This window comes from Lamprobacter modestohalophilus (assembly GCF_016583905.1).
Lineage (GTDB): Bacteria > Pseudomonadota > Gammaproteobacteria > Chromatiales > Chromatiaceae > Lamprobacter > Lamprobacter modestohalophilus.
In genome coordinates this window covers 1-18076 of record NZ_NRRY01000006.1, presented here as the reverse complement: position 1 = coordinate 18076, position 18076 = coordinate 1, and the positions used below count along the sequence as shown (strand labels likewise).

Genomic DNA, 18076 nt, shown 5'->3' with positions numbered 1-18076 from the left:
CGAAATTTCGGTTTTTTTGCGCTATCCCGCCTGATTCTGTGACAAGCCGGTCACATCGAGGCCGCGACTGCAAGCAGCAAACCGTCTTAGGCGATTGCCGGAAAAGCTCGTACCGAATTGCGCAGGATTTTCGTTTGCCTTCAAGGAGCGTCGTCGGGAGCATAGCTGGCTATGTGACCGACGATGCAACGCAGAAGGCGAGCGAAAAGACAAGCAAGGCGGTAGAGCTTTGACAGAAATCGCCTTAGTCGAGCGGCCCCTCGCGCAGCAGCGGACGCATGGCACGAAGCAGGCTGGCAAACAGCTGTGGATGATCGGCTTCTTCCTGCGCCAGCAGCGCCTTCATGTGCTCGCGCCGGGTCGGCATCTGGAAGCAGGCCGGGCAACTGTCGGGGACCACCGGCAGCCCGGCATGACTGGCGAAGTCACGCATCTGCCGCTCACGACAATAGACCAACGGCCGGATGATTCGCACATCGCCGGCGTCGTTGCGGTAATGCGCCTTCATGGTCCGCAGCTGGCCACCATGAAACATCGACAGCATCAGGCTCTCGGCGAGGTCGTCGAGATGCTGCCCGAGCGCGAGGACGTTATAGCCGTGAGCGCGGCAGAGTCGATACATGATGCCGCGCTTCATCCGTGCGCAGTAGGCGCAAAATGAATCGCCGTCCATGTGCTCGCGCGCCTGTTCCATGATCGGCTGCCGCTCGTAGTGCCAGGGCAAGCCGCGCTGCTGGTACCAGTCGGTGAGGGGCGCGGGGTCAAAGCCAGGCACCTCAGGGTCGATGGTCAGCGCCGCAAGCTCGAAGCGCACTGGGGCGTAGCTGCGAAGATGCCGCAACACCTCTAGCAGAGACAACGAATCCTTACCGCCCGAAACCCCGAGCAGGATGCGATCGCCGTCGCGGATCATGCCGAAGTCCGCAATCGCGCGACCGACCTGCCGCAGCAACGACTTAGGCGGGCGCAGCCGTTGGCGCGGCTGCTCGGGCACAACCTGGTCTTGCACGGCCTGCTCTAGCAGCCCCCGGTCTCGCTGGTCTTGTTCCAGAACGTCTTGCTCTGTCACGGCTTGCTCCCACTTCTCGACAGACTCCGGCATTGGTCGCTCAGCCGATACGCAGGACATATTTACCAACCGCTCCACCGGCCTCGAGCCGACGATGCGCAGCGGCCGCTTGCTCGAGCGGGAAGCTCTCGGCAACCTGAATGCGCAGCTTGCCAGCGTCGAACAGCTCGCCACAGCGACGCAGGATCTTGCCTTGATGGTCAAGGGCCTCCGTCAATCCACCCAGCTGCGGGGTCAACATGAGCTCAAGGCTGATGCGAAGATTGCGATTGCGCGCCTCTTTCAGATCGAGATCATGGCCGGGATCGAGGATCGTCACCAGGTCGCCGTAAACCGCCATCAACGGGATGGTCTCGCGGAAGACGGCCGGCCCAACGGTGTCGAACGCGACATCCACACCGCGGCCCTCGGTCCAGTCAGCAAGGCCATCGCGGAGCGACTCTTCTCGGTAGTTGATCGTGTAATCGGCGCCGAGATCCTGCACAAAACGCGCCTTTTCCGCACTGCTCACCGTGGTGGCAACCCGCGCCCCCGCAAGACAGGCAAGCTGGATCGCGACATGACCCACGCCCCCGGCACCGGCATGGATCAGGACGCGCTGTCCTGCATGGAGTGCAGCGCGATCATAGAGCGCTTCCCAGGCCGTGATCAGCACGAGCGGCGCGGCAGCGGCTTGGACGAAATCGAGTGACGCAGGCTTGGGTTGAGCGATACGCTCATCGACAACGATGTACTCGGCATAGTTGCCATGCGGCCCACCTAGCCCGCCATGACAGAACCAGACCGCATCGCCGGGCTGAAAGCGGGTGACGCCCTCGCCAACGGCCTCGACCACGCCAGCGCCATCACAGCCCAGCACCGCCGTCAGGGTCTCGGGCACCAGGGTGCCGCGCGCACGTATCTTGGTATCAACGGGATTGACGCCAGCCGCCTCAAGGCGGACCAAGACATCGGTCGCCGAGCGGATCTCCGGCGCCGGCAGATCGACCAGGGTTAACACCTCTGGCCCACCGGGCTCGCGCATCTGTATCGCCTTCATTGAATCTCCTCAGGTTGCGTCGAAAGACGTTGAGTCAGGCTGGGTCTTGATCAGGAAACTGATCAAGACCCTGATCAGGAACTTGATCAGGATCTTCATCAGACCCTTCATCAAGGCTCATTGCGTACACTACACTTAAACCTTTGGGCCGATACCGCATCGGTATCTGACTGAGAGAATCGCATGCAGATCGAACATTGGCATTCTGATCACGATGGGCCGCTCAGTGAGCTCGCACTGCGCCACAAGCTCGAGCGGCGGGGCTATAAGGTCAGCCGCTACGTCTACTCGCCGGGAATGTTCTTCCCCGCCCACGATCACGCCGATGACAAGATCGACGCCATTTTATCCGGATGCTTTCGGATCACCATGCAAGGCCAAGAGGCCGTTTTAGAGGCTGGAGACTTCGTCGTCGTACCGAAGCACGTGATGCATACCGCCGAGGTCGTCGGCGACGAGCCGGTGGTCTGCTTCGACGCCGTCCGCGCGTCCTAGCCTAGAGACGCAGACCCTCGAACTTTAGTCCAAACCAGTCGGTCGGACGAGCCTGCGCACCGGCGTCACCATTCTGGCGCCCTCATTCTGGCGCCCTATTCCGACGCCCTATTCCGACGCCCCCATTCCAGCCTCACCATTGAAGAGCGCGCCGAGTGCCGCGACCTTCCTGGCCTGCGGCAGCTTCTCGCTGCTGCCGCGAATCCAGGCTGCCGCAGGAGAATGCCACCGAATGACGACCATCATGCTTGTTGATAACGGCTCCCGCCGCGCCGAGGCGACAATCGCCCTGCGACGCCTCAGCGCGGCGCTCGCGCAGCAGCTCGGACTCCCGGTTCACCCGGTCTCACTCCTGCATTCCTCGAAGGTGCCGGCAGCGCAGCTCGGCGGCCGTCCAGCTGAGATCTTGGAAACCTTTCTAGCGCGAAAGGCCGCCGAGGGGCACAGAGATTTCCTTGCGGTGCCGCTCTTCTTCGGACTGAGCCGCGCCTTGACCAAGCTGATACCGGAAACAGTTGCACAGGTCAGCGCAGACGGATATCCAGTGCAGGTCGCGGTCGCCGACGAGCTCTGCCCATTACCCGATGGCGAACCGCGGCTGGCGGCGATTCTGGACCGCGCCATTCGCACAGCGATAAGCGGGCTAAGCCAGGCAACTGAGAACAAGCAACCGCCCTATGCACTCGTGGTCGATCACGGATCGCCCATTCCGGAGGTCACCGCGGTCCGGCGCTGGCTGACAGCTGAACTCAAGGGTTTAGCGGATGGGGATTACCGACTCGGCGAGGCGGCAATGGAGCGACGTCCCGGACCAGAATACGCCTTCAACGGCGCCTTGCTCGAGGAGGCGTTGGCCACGATTGGCGCCTCAGAGCCTGAGGCGCAAGTGGTGGTCGGGATGCAATTCATTGGGCCGGGCCGCCACGCTGGAAAGCATGGCGATGTGGCTTCAATCTGTCAGGAGGCTCAGCGGCAATTCCCTGACCTAGAGATTTGCATTTCCCGATTGGTCGGCGAGGATGAGGCGTTGATCGACATCCTGTCCGACCGTGCCAAGATGGCGCTGCGCTCGAGCAGCAGGGTGTCCCTACCCCACTCCGTCGCATAAGCGACGCAGAACTCAGTCCTGAATAGGTTGAAGATGATTGGCCTTGAAGGACTCGCGGTCGTCTTTGTTGCCTGAATCCAGACCCAACGCCGCCATCTTCTCCTTCATCCAGCGTGGTAGCACACCACGGGAGTAAACGTTGTTCGGGTTTTCCGGGTCGACATAGCGAGTGTAGTTTCCGCTACCCGCCTTCTTGACTCCGCTGCCAGCGCGACGGCGTCGCGAAGATGGCATCAGGTGGCTCATGATGTCCTCGACATCGTGTCCACGAGACTCGATGATGTCGCGAACCTCCTGAGCCAGCTCAGACTTTTCGGCCTGCCAGCGTTGATTGAGTGCCTTCTGTAGCTCGGCCTCTCGTTGTTTGGTCTGCTCGATCTGGTTTTTCAGCTCTTCAGCCGAAAGATGTTGATATTCCACTAATCGCCTCCGGGGCGGATAAATCACAAAACACATCGCCCAGCAAGCGCATTGCACTTGCTGGGCGGCTCGTAACCCTGTTGATCAGCTCGAACAGCGGCAAATGCTGCCAAGCCTTTTTCTCGTAAAAACAGGCGCTGGCGCAGCCTGAGATCGCTCATCGCGCTACCCCATTCGTGGCAGGCAACACGATAGCAGAACGACTGATCAAGCCTATTGGCGTTATTGGTGCTGCCGGATACGCTGTTCCAGCGGCTTACTCTTGGTCACCCGTATTAATTTAAACGCAAATAAGGAAAAGTCAAGCCAGAACCCGGCGAACGCATCCGTTATGCTAACCAATCGACGGCAGACACTTGCCTATTCTTGGCCCGCCATGAGGTCACCCCGCTGTGTTCTACATCAATCTTTACTTACTGACCGTACCGCTGTTTTTTCTGATCGATATGCTCTGGCTCGGGGTTGTTGCGCGCGACTTTTATCGCGGCAACCTCAGCCACCTGCTCGCTGATCAGGTGGACTGGGTAGCGGCAATCATCTTTTACCTGATCTATATCGCCGGCATCCTGCTGTTTGCCGTTGTGCCTGGACTGGCAGCCGATTCGCTGCGCAAGACAGCCGTTGCGGCGGCCGGCTTTGGCTTTTTTACCTATGCAACCTATGAGCTTACCAATCGTGCAACGCTGCCAGACTGGCCGATAAATATCGTGTTCGTCGATATCCTATGGGGAATAACACTATGCACATTGGTGGGCATTGCTGCCCATTTTATCGGGAAAAAGCTGATGGCTGCCGGGCGAAACTGACCTGAATTAGGACCGCTGCAACCGATAACGCGTTCCACAATAGGGGCAAGTCAGCTCGCCGCTCGGCTCGTCATCGATCGGCAGATAGACCCGTGGGTGCATGTTCCAGACCTCGTCCCCGGGGAGCGGGCAGCTGAGAGGGAGATCTTTTAGCCTCACCAGACGCACCTCGGTATCCTGTGGCGGCGGCTTGACATCGGCAGTATCGAGTGCGGAATCGACGATTTGCTCGTCCATAGGTTCTTGCTCGCTAAACAGCTTGTCGTCAGAGATAGGTGAGCCAGTCGGCGTGGGCTTCGCTATTGCCCTGCACCACATCGAAATACATCGACTGCAGGCGCTCGGTCACGGGACCACGCATGCCCGCACCGATCTCACGGCCGTCGACCGAGCGAATCGGCGTGACCTCGGCTGCGGTGCCGGTGAAGAAGGCCTCGTCGGCGATATAGACCTCATCGCGAGTTATCCGCTTGGTCACCACCTGCAGGCCGATCTGATCGGCGAGTGTCATGATGGTGCGCCTGGTAATGCCATCCAGCGCCGAGGTCAGCTCGGGCGTATAGAGCACGCCATCGCGCACCAGGAACACATTTTCGCCGCTGCCCTCGGTCACATAACCTTCCGCATCGAGCAGCAGGGCCTCGTCGTAACCGTCGCGGATCGCCTCCTGCAAGGCCATCATCGAGTTCATGTAATTCCCATTGGCCTTGGCCCGGCACATGGTGGCATTGACATGATGCCGGGTGAATGATGAAACGCGCACCCGGATGCCGTTGGTCATGTTCTCTTCGCCCAGATACGAGCCCCAATCCCAGGCAGCAACGATGCAGTGGACGCGAAGATTATCGGCGCGCAGCCCCATGCCCTCAGACCCGTAGAAGCACATCGGTCGGATATAGGCCGAACTCAGCCCATTCTCGCGCACGGCAATGCATTGTGCCTCGTCAATGGTCTCGCGGTCATAGGGGATTCGCATGCCAAGGATATGCGCCGAGTTGAACAGACGCTGCGTATGATCTCGCAGACGAAAGATGGCAGGACCGCGCGAGGTCGCATAGGCGCGAACGCCTTCGAACACCCCCATGCCGTAGTGCAGTGTGTGGGTCAGCACATGCACTTGAGCCTCACGCCAGGGCACCACCTCGCCGTTATGCCAAATGAGACCATCACGATCGTGCATCGTCATCGTCATCGTTAAGAAACTCCAGTTCCGAAGGCCCGCAGCGCAGGCGTTGTGAGAGTACGAGCGGCCAAAGGCACGGCAACCCTAGTGCAAACCTGGGTCAAGCCAGCCCCAGCCCAGCGTCACTGTGCGCTGGACTCCATCAACTGCTGCCACGCAGCGATGACAGACTGCCGCTCCGGGCCGAGCTGCGTATCCTCGACCAGCCCAGCGGTGTCTTGCAGGGCATGGCGGTGATAGGCCGCGCGCAGGGCCTTATAGGCGAGGGTCAGATTGGCACCGACCGACGCTGCCAGCAGCCCCTGTTTGATCAACAATTCGAGCAGCCGGATATTATCGGTCCAGGTCGTCAGGTCGGGATGATCGCAGGCCCAGCGGAGAACCGCGTATTGGACCATAAATTCGATGTCAGCAATACCACCAGCGCCTTGTTTGAGATCGAACCAGCCCGCTCGCGTCTTATCCAGATTGGCCCGCATCTTGGCCCGCATGGAACGGACCTCTTCACGCAACGACTCTGGATCACGCCGTCGCCGCAGCACCTCGGCGCGCACCTGCCTAAACCGTTCAGCGAGCGCCTGATCACCGGCAATCGGCCGTGCACGCACCAGCGCCTGATGCTCCCAGGTCCAGGCGCTCTCGGCCTGATAGTCGGCGAATGAGGCCAGCGAGCGCGCAATCATGCCCTTATTGCCATCCGGGCGCAGGCGCATGTCGACCTCATAGAGCACGCCAGAATAGGTCGGCGTGGTCATCACGTGGATCAGCCGTTGGCCGAGCCGAACATAGAACTGCTCGCTCACAACCGACCGAGGACCCTCCGTCATCTTGCCGGCGGTCGCCTCGTCGTAGAGGAAGACAAGGTCTAGATCGGAGTTGTAGCCGAGCTCGATACCGCCGACCTTGCCATAGCCAATCACACAGAAACCGGGAGAGGCTTGATCGGTCCCAGGCGGACCGCCGTGCCGCTCGACCAGGTCTTGCCAGGTGATCTCTAGGCTGCGCGACGTGGTCACCTCAGCGATCTCGGTGAGGTAATCGCTGACCACCATCAGCGGGATGGCGCCGGTCACGTCGGCCGCGGCAACCCGTAGCCGATTACCTTGGGCAAACTGCCGTAAACGCTCCATGCGCTGCTCGAGGTCGCTGGCATCGACGCCGGACAGCAGCTGATCAAGCTCCTGCTCCAGATTGGCGCGCCGAAGAGGCTCGAACAGCCGGCGCGGGTCGAGCAGCTCGTCGAGCAGCAGCGGCTGGCGCGCGGTGCGCTCACCAAACCAGGGACTCTTGGCGCTGAGCCGGACCAGCTGATGCAGCGCATCCGGATGTTCGGCGAGCAGGTCGAGGTAGGCCGTCCGTCCAAGCACGGCCTCTAGCACCTTGAGCACACGGCTCAGCGTCTGATCAGCCGCCCCGCAGGTCGCGACCTCTTCGAGCAGCCGCGGCATCACCAGCCCCAAGCGAGCGACGCCGCGGTTCGACAGCCCTTTGCGGTCAGCGGTGTCGCGGAAATCAAGCAGCTGCTGCCAAGCCGCCTCGGCATCCTCGAAGCCCGCCGCTTGCAACAGGGCGGTCGCCTCTGCCGGCTCCGGCGCTCGCTCCCACAGCGAGGCGACTGAGGTCGCGGTGTGCGCCGGCTCATCAGGATCGGCGAAGACGGCATCGAAATGCTGCTGAACGCGCGCTCGATGCGCGTTCAGGACCGACTCAAAGCGGCCCCAGTCGTCGTAGCCCATCGAGCGCGCCAGCCGCTCGCGAGCCGCCGGCGCCGATGGCAATGAATGTGTCTGCTCATCACGCCACGCCTGCAGACGGTTCTCGGTCAAGCGTAGGAAACGATACGATTCAGTCAGCTCGGTAACGGTCTTGGGCTCGAGCAGGCCCTTTTGGCCAAGCAGCGCCAACACCTGCTGAATGGGTCGGACCTGCAGATCTGGCTCGCGTCCACCGCGAATGAGCTGGAAGGATTGGCCGATGAACTCGATCTCGCGGATGCCACCAGGGCCGAGCTTGATGTTGTCCGCCATCCCTTTGCGCCTCAGCTCGCGGTCGATCAGCACCTTGAGGTTGCGCAGCGAAGCAATGGCGCCAAAGTCGAGGTAGCGGCGATAGACAAAGGGCCTCAGCATGGCCTCAAGCTCGGCACGCGCCTCTGGCTCACCAGCGACCACCCGCGCCTTGGTCATCGCATAGCGTTCCCATTCACGCGCCTGTGAATGGTAGTAGCCCTCCATCGCATCAAAGCTCATCGCCAGCGGACCGGAATCGCCGAATGGCCGCAAGCGCGTGTCGACGCGGAAGACGAAGCCATCCACGGTTTTGGCATTGAGCGATTTCACCAGCCGCTGACAGAGTCGACTAAAAAACTGCTCAGCCGTCAACTCGCGCGGACCACCCTCGACGCGGCCAGCGCTCGGAAAGGCGAAGATCAGGTCGATATCCGACGACAGGTTCAGCTCACGCGCGCCCAGCTTGCCCATGCCCAACACCAGCAGCGACTGCGGCCTCGCGTGGCCATCCTGCGGCACACCGAGCTCGGCACGGGTCCACTGCTCGAGCAGGCGCAGGCTCTCGCGGATGCAGCTGTCAGCGAGTGCGGTCAGGTCTTCGAGGGTCTCGTCAAGCGTGGCCCAGCCGGCCAGGTCGCGGAACACGATACGCAGCATCTGTCGGCGTCGGAAGCGGCGCAGGGCCTGCTGTAACGCCTCCTCATCAGCGACCTCGGCGAGCGCGTCTCGCAGCTGCTCAGCGATGCTGTCAGCACCGAATGAACGGCTAAAATCACCCGTCTTAAGCAGGCTCGCAAAGGTAGCAGGATCACGGGCAGCGGCCAACGCGACAAATTCGCTCCCATCCCAGACGCGCGCGCGGGCATCGTCAAAGGCCTGATCCGCGGGCCAGACAAATCCCTGCTCTGACGCCCAATCCAGCCATTGCTGCCAGTGACCCTCGTTTGAATGTTGCTGCGGCTCTAGCATCGACCTACGAAATCAACTCCACTCTTCACCAGAACGCTTCACCAGGACGCTTCCTGTTGCACTCGAATGAGATCCTAACCCTAGGCCAGCGAGACACTGCAATGCACTCAAGGCCCTTACTCCTGATGGATACGATAGCTGGTGTAGAGTCGATAGCGCTCACCGGCAGCAATGGTCACCGCATCCTCGGCGGCGTTGGTAGTCTCGACGCAGATCATGCGCAGGTATTCGTCGTCACCAAAATCGCCCATTGAGCGCGACTGCTCAACCCAGGGATTCCAGACCACCGCCGAGCGACTGCCCTCGCGCTCGATATGGATACTCCGCCCGAGACTTGGATCATCGATGACCAGGGTATCCGTGGTGTCTAGATAGATGCGATTGACCGGCCCGTCGATATTGATCGGCCCAGACTGGGTGGCTCGCGAGCCATCCGTGACCTTATCGATGTAATCATGGCCGGCAAGGCCGAGCACCTGCGCCTTGCGCACATCACCCAAGCCGAAATAGGCATGCAGCCCCTGGGTGATCGAGAACGGTGCCTCGCCCGTGTTATGCGTCACCAACACCAGATCTAATGTCTCGCCGACGGTGATCTCGAGCTCCAGCGAGAAGGGCTCTGGCCACAAGGCCTGACTGCGCTCGTCATCCCGCGTGCCGAGCAGCACGCGTGTGGCGCCGTCAACCCGCGCCTCGGTGGCTAACAGCTGCCAGCTGCGGTCGCGCACGAAGCCGTGGTCGGGTCGTCCTCGCTGCTCCGGATCAGGCCCAAACCAGGGCCAGCAGATCGGAATCCCGCCCTTGATCGCTTTGTCTGGCTGAAAATAGGCCTGGCGACTGACGAACAGCAGATCATCCTTCGCCGTCACTGGGCAGTACGACAGCACCTGCCCCCCATGCACCGAGATCGACGCACTGGCGTGAGCATTATCGATATGGATCAGCGGCAGTCCGCCATTGCCCTCGCAGATGGCGAGCACGCTCGGAAGACCGAGCGCGTCATTGGCTTGAGCGATATCCATCAAAGACTCCTCGAGGTGGGCGAAGGCAGCCGATCCAAGCGGGGATCGGATGACCGTATAACAAAGGCTTCATGTCCTAGGGTGTTGACGCGCTAGCACGCAGCGAGCATCAATGAGCGCCCGAATCGACGCGAGTATCACTGCCCCTCACGCTGCATGCGGTCAAGGCGACCCTGGGCGAGCCGAGCCTCGGTGGTCTCTGGAAACCGGCGCACCACCTCCTCGAGCACGCTGCGGGCGTCGCTTAGCTCATCCTGCTCATAGGAGACATAACCCAGTTTCAGCATCGCTGACGGCACCTTCGGACTCAACGGATACTCGCGGACCAGGAGGCCAAATTCGGCCTGCGCGGAGGCGTAGTCCTGGGTCACATAGCCGATCTCACCCAGCCAGTAGCGGCCGTTATCAGCAAACTGCCCCTGCGGATAGCGCTCAACCATCTCACTAAAGGCCGTGCGCGCGGCTGGGTAGTCGCGCGCCTTGAGCAGCTCGAAGGCGTCGCGGTAGAGATCACGCTCGCCACCGGCAGCGGTCTCGGGGGCGGGCAGTGCCAACATGCCAGCATTGGACGAGCCTCCCGGCTGCGACCCCGAGTCCGCAGCTTGTCCGGGCAGCACGAATGTGCTGTTAACAGAGGCATCAGTATCACGGCCCTCCTCGAGCGCAGGATCGAACGACAGTGAGCTTGGGTTTCGAATACGGGCACTGAAGGGATCTGCGGTGCCGAAAGACGAACTTCCTCCATCACCGAGCGGAGCAGAGCCGATTCCACTTCGCCCTGCAGCCTCCCCTGTCCCAAACGAGGAAGACGTCATGATGCCTTTCTGGCGCAGTAGATACTGCTGCGTCTCGACTTGGCCGCGCAGCTCCTGCACCTCCTGCTGGAGCTGCTGGATCTGCAGCACGAGATCGGAGAGCGAGCGCTCGTTCAGCATCCGCTCGATCCGGGACATGCGCGCCTCTAACGCCGGGTCAGCGGCCATGGCAGAGGTCGCGGGAATGAAACAGACGCCCATGACGAGTAAGAATCCTGTTAGGAATCCGGCCGGCGCAGCGCGATGACGGGAATGCAGCATGCTTTCGTGTCTCCTAGTAGACCAGCTCAACGCGACGGTTCTGTTGCCAGGCACCCTCACTCCGCTGCGGATCAGCAGGACGCTCCTCACCATAGCTCAGGGTGCTCAGCCGCTCGCTCGGCGCGCCCTCTGCGACGAGGAAACGCTGCACCGACTGGCTGCGGCGCTCCCCCAGGGCCAGGTTGTACTCGCGCGTGCCGCGCTCATCACTATGACCCTCGAGCGTCACCTGTACGCCCGGCGTATTGAAGATGTAATTGGCGTGCGCGCGGAGCAGATCAGCATACTGCTGCCTGATCTCAGAGGCGTCATAGTCAAAGTAGATCACCTTGCGGTAGACCGGGCTTGTTGGATCATCAAGTGGCGAGCGCTCAACGGGCTTGATCGGACGTGTGTCCACGCCAGTGCGGCCATTCATTGCGTTCAGCTCAGCCGCGCTCGGCGTGTCTGGGGTCGGCGGCGCGGTTTTCGTCGCACAGCCACTGAGCGCCAAGGCCGCGACGAGCAGCAACGGGAGCGGACGTTCGATCATGATGATCCTGCAATAGTGGTGAAGAGCATCGTATCGACGACGATGGCCAATGCGATGCGTGCTTGATTAACGTGAATCTCACGCGATTCATTTTCCGGAGTGGCGCCGCGCCATGAGCGTTTAAGGCGCTAACGGCGACCAGGATGGCTCCCTGACCTCGCCTGACTCTTGCGATAAGCGCTGGCCGGCGCCACCGGCGATTGGAGTCACTGACAACACGCCACGTCCGTTGTTTTGGCTTGCATAAATTACCATGCTGCCGTTAGGCGCGAAACTCGGTGACTCATCCAGTGCGCCATTGCTCAACAGGCGCCGCGAGCCGCCGTTGGCATCGGTGACGACGACGCGAAACTGGCCACCGATCCGCGTCACCATCACCATCGAGCGGCCATCCGGTGAGTAGCTAGCCGCCGCATTGTAGTCACCCTCAAAGGTCACCCGCTGCGCCGATCCTCCGCTCGCCGCGACCCGATAGATCTGTGGGCGGCCGCCACGATCCGAAGTAAAGATGATGTGGCTTCCGTCTGGCGACCAGGCCGGCTCGGTGTCGATCGCGAAATGATCGGTCAAGCGCGTCAACTGCTTCGAGGCTAGGTCCATCACATAGATGTCTGGGCTGCCGTCCTTCGAGAGCGTCATCGCCAGCTTGCGCCCATCGGGCGAAAACGCCGGCGAGCCATTGATCCCATCATAGCTGGCAACACGCTCACGCCGCCCGGTCGTCAGCTCTTGAATGAAGATGGCTGGCTTGCGCTTCTCAAATGAGACATAAGCCAGACGCTGTCCATCCGGCGACCAGGCCGGAGACATGATCGGCTCGGCCGAGTCGACGATGGTCTGCGGGTTAAAACCATCCGAGTCCGAGACACGCAGCGTCACGCGCGCATCGGCGCTGCGACTCCCTGAGGTCACATAGGCGAGCCGAGTCGCAAAGACCCCGCGCTCTCCGGTCAGGGCGAGATAGATCTGATCACTGATCCGGTGCGCGGCATTGCGCAGCCCGCGCTCAGTGGAGCGCAGTGAGTCGGATGCCAGCTTGTTGCCGGTGAAGACGTCGAACAAGCTCCAGCGCAGGCTGTAGCCGCCGCCCTCGGCCGGGCTGACCTCGCCAATCACCAGGGTGTTCATCCCGAGTAGCTGCCATTCGCGAAAGTCGACCTCGTCCTGGCGATGCGGCAGGCTCAGCATCTCGCTGCGCGGCATCGAGCGGAAGCGACCGCTGCGAGCGAGGTCATCGCTGATGACCTTGGCCAGATCGACGGTCGGTCGCGCGCCATCGATGTCGCCGAACGGCACCACCGCCACCGGCTGCGCACCTTCGACACCGCCGGTGACCTCGATCGTGAGCTTGGCTTGTACCTGGGCGCTCGCGAGCACGAAGACGCAAGCAAGGATACAAGCAAGGACAGGAGCCAGTGCGAGGCGTAAGCGTTGCATCATCTCATCTCCCTCGGGTCGCCGGCGCTAAGGCCGAAAGACAAAGTTGAAATCGCGGAATAGCTCAAACTCATCGCCAATGGGCACCGGCAGCGGCGAGGCGCGATAGATGGCGGCGACCACCGATTGATCGAATCCCGCTTGGCCGCTGCCTTCGACGATGCGGACACTGCCCGGGATCACCGCGCCGCCAGGCTCGAGGCGCAGAGTGACAACGGCTCGAAGGTCGGCACTGGCGCCCTGCGGCCGCACCCAATACTGGCGGACCTTATTCGTGATCAGGGGCACCCAACGACTGGCGATCTGGGCCTGTGTCGCCGCGCTCGGCTGGGCGCCAGACTGGCCGTCCGTTTGACCGCCCGTCTGACCGCTGGAGCCTGACCGGCGACGCTCCTCCGCCTGCAGTGCCTCCAACATCTGCCGCTCTCGCGCCGCGTTGGCCGCGGCCTCGCGCTCGGCCTGCGCAGCTTCCTCAGCCGCACGCCGGCGGGCCTCGGCCTGCTCGGCCTCGCGAATGCGGCGCAGCTCCTCACGCTCGCGCTCAAGCTCGGCCTGACGTTCGGCTTGGCGTTCAGCGGCCAAGCGTGCCTCCTCTTCGGCGCGTCGTTGTGCCGCTTCCCGCTCGGCTTGGCGCTGACGCTCTTGCTCAGCCCGACGCTCAGCCTCTCGACGGGCTTCCTCCTCAGCACGCCGCTGCGCCTCCAGCTCAGCTTGACGCTGGCGCTCCAGCTCTGCCTGACGCTCAGCTTCTCGGCGCGCCGCCGCCTCAGCACGACGCTGGGCCTCTTGCTCAGCCTGCCGCTGCCGCTCAAGCTGCGCCTGGCGCTCGGCCTCGCGACGTGCGGCTTCTTCAGCCTGTCGCTGCGCTTCCAACTCTGCCTGACGCTCGGCTTCACGACGCGCTAATTCTTCGGCCCGCTGCCGCGCCTCAAGCTCTGCTTGGCGCTCGGCCTCGCGACGCGCGGCTTCTTCAGCCTGCCGCTGCGCTTCCAGCTCTGCCTGGCGCTCGGCTTCACGACGCGCTGCTTCTTCGGCCCGCTGCCGCGCCTCAAGTTCTGCTTGGCGCTCGGCTTCACGTCTCGCCATCGCCTCAGCACGCCGCTGGCTCTCCAGCTCAGCCTGGCGCTGGCGTTCAAGCTCGGCTTCGCGCTCCGCCTCGCGCCGCGCCGCCTCTTCGGCTCGGCGTTGGTCTTCAAGCTCTGCTTGACGCTGACGCTCGGCCTCAAGGCGCGCTGCTGCTGCATCAGCCTCGCGCTCAGCTTCTAGCTCCGCTCTATCAGGCTCAGGCTCAGGCTCAGGCTCAGATTCAGGTTCAGGCGCTGGTGGAACTGGCTCGGGCGGCGCTCGCTCCGGAATCGGCTCCGGACCAGGTTCCGGCAATGGCTCCGGCAATGGCTCAGTATCACTCTGCTGCGGCGCTAGCTCAGGCGCATCATCGGCGCCAGCCTGCAGCGCGGCAACCTGCGCCGCGATCTCATCCGACTGGCCCATCTGCGCTTGGATCATATTCTCGAACGCACCGAGACGCTGATCCTGATCCCGCCAATCGATACCCACCAGCAGCAGCACAACCACCACGAGGTGCAATAGGGTCGACCACAGATAGGCCCTCGGGAAGCGCTGCAGAATCTCCCACATGGCACGCCTGTCAGCGGCGCTCCTCGTCCATCCCAGCGACTGGAGGCTGGGTCACCAGGCCCACACTCGCGATACCAGCGGCTTGGGCGGCAACCATGGCCTCGATCACCACACCATAATCAACGCTCGCATCCGCGCGCACCACCACGGCGAGCGTTGCATCAGCCGAACGTGCCGCGCGCAAACGCTCGTAGAGTAGCTGTTGATCAACCGGCGCAAGGTCGGCATCGCCGAAATCGAGATAGGTATCACCGAAGCGATCGATATGAATGATCACCGGCGGCGCACCCTCGCCGGCTTGCGGCTGGGCATCCGCCTCAGGCAGATCCACCTTCACGCCCTGGGTGATCAAGGGCGCCGTGACCAAAAAGATGACCAAGAGCACTAGCATCACGTCGATGTAAGGCACGACGTTGATCTCGGCCATCGGCCCGCGACGCTGGCGGCGCGCTTTCCTCGTCATGATGCTTGCTCGATCAGGCGTCGCGCTAGGCGCAGAACTGAGCACGGAACTGGATGGAACACTAGGGCTCAGCCTCGTCCCTGACGCTGCAACAGGATCGAAAACTCCTCCATAAACTCCTCGTAGCGATTGTGCAGGCGCTCGACCTGACTCGCATAGCGATTGTAGGCGACGACCGCCGGGATGGCCGCGAGCAGCCCGACAGCGGTGGTGATCAACGCCTCAGACATCCCTGGCCCCACCAGCGCCAAGGTCGTCTGCTGCATGTTGCCGAGCGCCTGAAAGGCATGCATGGTGCCCCAGACCGTGCCAAACAGGCCGATATAGGGACTGGTGGAGCCCACCGTGGCGAGGAATGGCAGGTTGGTTTCAAGCCGATCGACCTCTCGGCTCAATGCGACCCGCATCGAGCGCTCGGCGCCCAGGATCAAACCTTGCAAATCATTCGGCGTGACCTTGCGCAGGCGCACGTATTCCTTGAACCCATTGCGAAAGATCAGCGGCAGGCCGGTCAAGCGCCGCTCTTCCTGCCCCAGATCGCGATAGAGGGCGCTCAGGTCGCCGCCAGACCAGAACTTCTGCTCAAAGGCATCGGCCGTCGAGCGTGCCTGACGCAGCACGCGCGCGCGATCAAAGATCGCCGCCCAAGAGAGGATCGAGGCCAGCAGGAGCAGCAGCAAGACGAGCTTGACGACAAGCCCCGATTGCGCGACGAGATCGATCAGTGACAGCTCAGACCCCATGGGCGATGTCTCCGTTGGCAAGGGCGTCTGTGGTGGTTGAGACTGTTGAAAAGGCCTTCAGCAAGGCCTCTGGAATACGCGTTGGACGCATCCGCTCGGCGTCAATACAAGCGACATTCACCTGGGCGCGGCAGCACAGATATCCATCCGCGGCATCCAGCACCTGCTGCTCAAAATCGAGGCAGGCGCGGCGCGGTTCAGCGATCGTTACCCTGACACGGAGCGCCTGATCCAAACAAGCCGGTCGCACGAAATCCAGCGATAGCTTGCGAACCGCAAACAGAATGCCTTGCTCGCGTCGCAATCGCGTCTGCTCGAAGCCAAGCGAGCGCAGCCATTCAGTGCGGGCGCGCTCGAGAAACTGAAGATAGCGCGCATGATAGACGACGCCACCGGCATCGGTGTCTTCATAGTAGACGCGCACCGGCCATTCGAATGCAGGGGCCTGCGGGGACATAGCAACGGATCGAGGTACAGCGGTTAAAGGGCGCGCGCCGGTCTCGGCGCTCGGATAGTGCTCGGATAATGCTCAGAACAGCCGACGAGTGTACCTGGATTGTCCGCGAAAGCCATGGCTTGCGTGATCGCGACGTTTCGGCGCTCTACAGATCGCGAGCATATTGTTGCGCCGCCCTCAGTCCACAATTTCATCCGTGGCATGCATGCCGCTGAGGTGCTCATCCTAGCATCCGTGAGGCGTTGGTTTTCGCCGGCTTGCGCCCAGGTCAGGCGCGCACTTTAAGAGCCTATGCTCGGAGCCGACACCGGAGCGCGGAGCTGCATGTCTGAACGACAACCTTGGTTTGGTTGCAGCAAACACCACCTGCGGCTAATCTGGATTGAGATTCCTGATTAGCCGAACTCTTCATGCCCAAGCGACTCTCACGCGCGGCCTCTGACGAGCCAACACAGATCGGCAACCCCTTTCGGTTCTGGCCAACGTAACCCGCCTCACTATCTCGCCAATCGGCGGCAGGTCTTAGAAACGAGACTCTCGTCAGTCAACACCTGGCCAAAGCAACCAGCAACCGAAAGCTAACCTCATGTTTCCTAACCAACTCCGCCTGCGCTGCTACGCAGAACACCAAGGGCCAAGGCTTTGGGTCGCTGTTTGTATCGATCTCTGTCTTGACGCTCAAGGCGAAACCTGCGAAGTGGCGCGCAATAAACTCGATGCCCAGATCGACCAGTATGTTGAAGAAGCCTTCACGGTCGACCGCGCCTACTTCGATCAGCTCATCCCGCGCAAGGCGCCCCTGCGCCAGCGCGTTAAGTATTATCTCGCCCATCTTCACATCGCGAGCGTCATTTTGCGCCGCTCGGTGCACGACTTCATCCGTGGCATGCCGCTCACGATCTCATCACAGCGTCCGTGAGCCGTTGGCCTCCGCTGACCTGCGCAGGGGTGCAGCCTTGTAATGATGTCGCCTTGAGGAGTACGCTATAACCTCCTGATGAAGCAGACAGTGAGGTGGTGGTGATGGCGCAAGTGATCCGACGTTCGGATGACGAAGTGACAGTCGAGGTGACGGTGCGCCTGAGTGGCAGCCTGATGGAGATGGAGGAAGCCATTCTGGAGGCGACTAACGCCGTCGGGTGTTGTGCGACCGAGGAGGCCCTTGGGCGCTTTGACACCGACGGCAGCCCGATTCGCGTCGGCGAGACCAAGCTCACCGCCCGAGGCCGCCATCCGAAGGTCTACCAGAGCCCCTATGGCGACGTGCAGCTCGAGCGCTACGTCTACCAGACCTCGCGCGGCGGGCGTATCTACTGCCCGTTGGAGCACCAGGCGCGGATCATCCGCGGTGCCACCCCGCGCTTTGCCAGCCAGCTCAGTCACAAGTACGCCCAACTCAATGTGAGCGCGGTGCAGACGGACCTGGAGCAGAATCACGGCCGCACGGTTGCCCGCTCCTATATCCAGAATGTGGCCGATTGGGTTGGCAGCATCGCCACGGCCAAGGAAGAGACCTGGGAGTACGCGTTGCCCGCGCTGCAGGTCTCCATTGCCACGGTGGTGATCAGCCTCGATGGGGCGATGATCCCGATGGCCGACAGCGCCGGCTA

The 18076-nt window shown here is 62.0% G+C and carries 18 protein-coding genes and 1 pseudogene; 5 read left to right on the top strand and 14 right to left on the bottom strand.

The features are described 5' to 3' along the window. Positions 1–244 precede the first annotated feature (244 nt). Complete coding sequence (locus CKO42_RS05585) at positions 245–1102, bottom strand: PP-loop family protein (protein WP_242479149.1); 858 nt, start codon at positions 1100–1102, stop codon at positions 245–247. 7 nt (positions 1103–1109) lie between these two features. Continuing rightward, positions 1110–2108, bottom strand: coding sequence for a zinc-dependent alcohol dehydrogenase family protein (locus tag CKO42_RS05580; protein WP_200240301.1), 999 nt, complete (start codon positions 2106–2108; stop codon positions 1110–1112). 183 nt (positions 2109–2291) lie between these two features. On the opposite strand from CKO42_RS05580, the gene CKO42_RS05575 reads away from it, so the two are divergent. Beyond that, positions 2292–2603, top strand: a complete 312-nt coding sequence (locus CKO42_RS05575) for a cupin domain-containing protein (protein ID WP_200240299.1) — start codon at positions 2292–2294, stop codon at positions 2601–2603. Positions 2604–2835: 232 nt separating this feature from the next. Then, positions 2836–3711, top strand: coding sequence for a sirohydrochlorin chelatase (locus CKO42_RS05570; protein ID WP_200240297.1), 876 nt, complete (start codon positions 2836–2838; stop codon positions 3709–3711). Positions 3712–3723: 12 nt separating this feature from the next. Here CKO42_RS05570 and CKO42_RS05565 read toward each other — a convergent pair whose 3' ends face one another. Next, positions 3724–4131, bottom strand: a complete 408-nt coding sequence (locus CKO42_RS05565; RefSeq protein ID WP_200240295.1) for an H-NS family nucleoid-associated regulatory protein — start codon at positions 4129–4131, stop codon at positions 3724–3726. Between the two features lie 392 nt (positions 4132–4523). Between CKO42_RS05565 and CKO42_RS05560 the strand changes: the two genes are divergently transcribed. Beyond that, the gene (locus tag CKO42_RS05560) at positions 4524–4937 is read left to right on the top strand and encodes a DUF2177 family protein (RefSeq protein ID WP_200240293.1); all 414 of its coding nucleotides are present in this window, start codon (positions 4524–4526) and stop codon (positions 4935–4937) included. A 6-nt stretch (positions 4938–4943) separates the two neighbouring features. Here CKO42_RS05560 and CKO42_RS05555 read toward each other — a convergent pair whose 3' ends face one another. From CKO42_RS05555 to ybgC, 11 genes are all read right to left on the bottom strand, one after another. Then, positions 4944–5174, bottom strand: coding sequence for a zinc-finger domain-containing protein (locus CKO42_RS05555; RefSeq protein ID WP_200240291.1), 231 nt, complete (start codon positions 5172–5174; stop codon positions 4944–4946). 28 nt (positions 5175–5202) lie between these two features. Continuing rightward, positions 5203–6123: a branched-chain amino acid transaminase gene (locus CKO42_RS05550; protein WP_200240618.1), complete on the bottom strand. Its 921-nt coding sequence runs from the start codon at positions 6121–6123 to the stop codon at positions 5203–5205. 119 nt (positions 6124–6242) lie between these two features. Further along, entirely contained in the window at positions 6243–9098 is a 2856-nt protein-coding gene (glnE, locus tag CKO42_RS05545) for a bifunctional [glutamate--ammonia ligase]-adenylyl-L-tyrosine phosphorylase/[glutamate--ammonia-ligase] adenylyltransferase (RefSeq protein WP_200240289.1), read from the bottom strand. Positions 9099–9214: 116 nt separating this feature from the next. Beyond that, on the bottom strand, positions 9215–10120 hold the full coding sequence (locus CKO42_RS05540; protein ID WP_200240287.1) for a D-hexose-6-phosphate mutarotase: 906 nt from the start codon (positions 10118–10120) through the stop codon (positions 9215–9217). A 137-nt stretch (positions 10121–10257) separates the two neighbouring features. After that, a complete protein-coding gene (gene ybgF / locus CKO42_RS05535; RefSeq protein ID WP_200240285.1) occupies positions 10258–11196 on the bottom strand; it encodes a tol-pal system protein YbgF in 939 nt (312 codons plus the stop codon). A 13-nt stretch (positions 11197–11209) separates the two neighbouring features. Then, the gene (pal, locus tag CKO42_RS05530; RefSeq protein ID WP_207148660.1) at positions 11210–11728 is read right to left on the bottom strand and encodes a peptidoglycan-associated lipoprotein Pal; all 519 of its coding nucleotides are present in this window, start codon (positions 11726–11728) and stop codon (positions 11210–11212) included. A 120-nt stretch (positions 11729–11848) separates the two neighbouring features. After that, positions 11849–13165: a Tol-Pal system beta propeller repeat protein TolB gene (tolB, locus tag CKO42_RS05525; RefSeq protein WP_420844269.1), complete on the bottom strand. Its 1317-nt coding sequence runs from the start codon at positions 13163–13165 to the stop codon at positions 11849–11851. A 27-nt stretch (positions 13166–13192) separates the two neighbouring features. Beyond that, positions 13193–14803 (bottom strand): cell envelope integrity protein TolA, encoded by a 1611-nt coding sequence (tolA, locus tag CKO42_RS05520; RefSeq protein ID WP_200240281.1) that lies wholly within the window; start codon positions 14801–14803, stop codon positions 13193–13195. 10 nt (positions 14804–14813) lie between these two features. Further along, positions 14814–15266 (bottom strand): protein TolR, encoded by a 453-nt coding sequence (gene tolR, locus CKO42_RS05515; protein ID WP_200240279.1) that lies wholly within the window; start codon positions 15264–15266, stop codon positions 14814–14816. Positions 15267–15334: 68 nt separating this feature from the next. Beyond that, positions 15335–16009, bottom strand: a complete 675-nt coding sequence (gene tolQ / locus CKO42_RS05510; RefSeq protein ID WP_200240277.1) for a protein TolQ — start codon at positions 16007–16009, stop codon at positions 15335–15337. Beyond that, the gene (gene ybgC / locus CKO42_RS05505) at positions 15999–16466 is read right to left on the bottom strand and encodes a tol-pal system-associated acyl-CoA thioesterase (protein ID WP_200240275.1); all 468 of its coding nucleotides are present in this window, start codon (positions 16464–16466) and stop codon (positions 15999–16001) included. Before ybgC ends, tolQ begins: the two co-directional genes overlap by 11 nt. Positions 16467–17163: 697 nt before the next feature. On the opposite strand from ybgC, the gene CKO42_RS05500 reads away from it, so the two are divergent. Together CKO42_RS05500 and CKO42_RS05495 are read left to right on the top strand one after the other, a co-directional pair. Beyond that, entirely contained in the window at positions 17164–17385 is a 222-nt protein-coding gene (locus CKO42_RS05500) for a hypothetical protein (protein WP_200240273.1), read from the top strand. A 104-nt stretch (positions 17386–17489) separates the two neighbouring features. Further along, positions 17490–18076: pseudogene (locus tag CKO42_RS05495) on the top strand (ISKra4 family transposase); the annotation flags it as partial.

Coding starts and splice junctions, on each gene's coding strand:
- ybgF (WP_200240285.1), bottom strand. CDS start 11,196: ATGCTGCATTCCCGTCATCGCGCTGCGCCGGCCGGATTCCTAACAGGA.
- CKO42_RS05550 (WP_200240618.1), bottom strand. CDS start 6,123: ATGACGATGCACGATCGTGATGGTCTCATTTGGCATAACGGCGAGGTG.
- glnE (WP_200240289.1), bottom strand. CDS start 9,098: ATGCTAGAGCCGCAGCAACATTCAAACGAGGGTCACTGGCAGCAATGG.
- CKO42_RS05575 (WP_200240299.1), top strand. CDS start 2,292: ATGCAGATCGAACATTGGCATTCTGATCACGATGGGCCGCTCAGTGAG.
- CKO42_RS05570 (WP_200240297.1), top strand. CDS start 2,836: ATGACGACCATCATGCTTGTTGATAACGGCTCCCGCCGCGCCGAGGCG.
- CKO42_RS05585 (WP_242479149.1), bottom strand. CDS start 1,102: ATGCCGGAGTCTGTCGAGAAGTGGGAGCAAGCCGTGACAGAGCAAGAC.
- CKO42_RS05580 (WP_200240301.1), bottom strand. CDS start 2,108: ATGAAGGCGATACAGATGCGCGAGCCCGGTGGGCCAGAGGTGTTAACC.
- tolB (WP_420844269.1), bottom strand. CDS start 13,165: ATGCAACGCTTACGCCTCGCACTGGCTCCTGTCCTTGCTTGTATCCTT.
- tolA (WP_200240281.1), bottom strand. CDS start 14,803: ATGTGGGAGATTCTGCAGCGCTTCCCGAGGGCCTATCTGTGGTCGACC.
- ybgC (WP_200240275.1), bottom strand. CDS start 16,466: ATGTCCCCGCAGGCCCCTGCATTCGAATGGCCGGTGCGCGTCTACTAT.
- pal (WP_207148660.1), bottom strand. CDS start 11,728: ATGATCGAACGTCCGCTCCCGTTGCTGCTCGTCGCGGCCTTGGCGCTC.
- CKO42_RS05555 (WP_200240291.1), bottom strand. CDS start 5,174: ATGGACGAGCAAATCGTCGATTCCGCACTCGATACTGCCGATGTCAAG.
- tolR (WP_200240279.1), bottom strand. CDS start 15,266: ATGACGAGGAAAGCGCGCCGCCAGCGTCGCGGGCCGATGGCCGAGATC.
- tolQ (WP_200240277.1), bottom strand. CDS start 16,009: ATGGGGTCTGAGCTGTCACTGATCGATCTCGTCGCGCAATCGGGGCTT.
- CKO42_RS05540 (WP_200240287.1), bottom strand. CDS start 10,120: ATGGATATCGCTCAAGCCAATGACGCGCTCGGTCTTCCGAGCGTGCTC.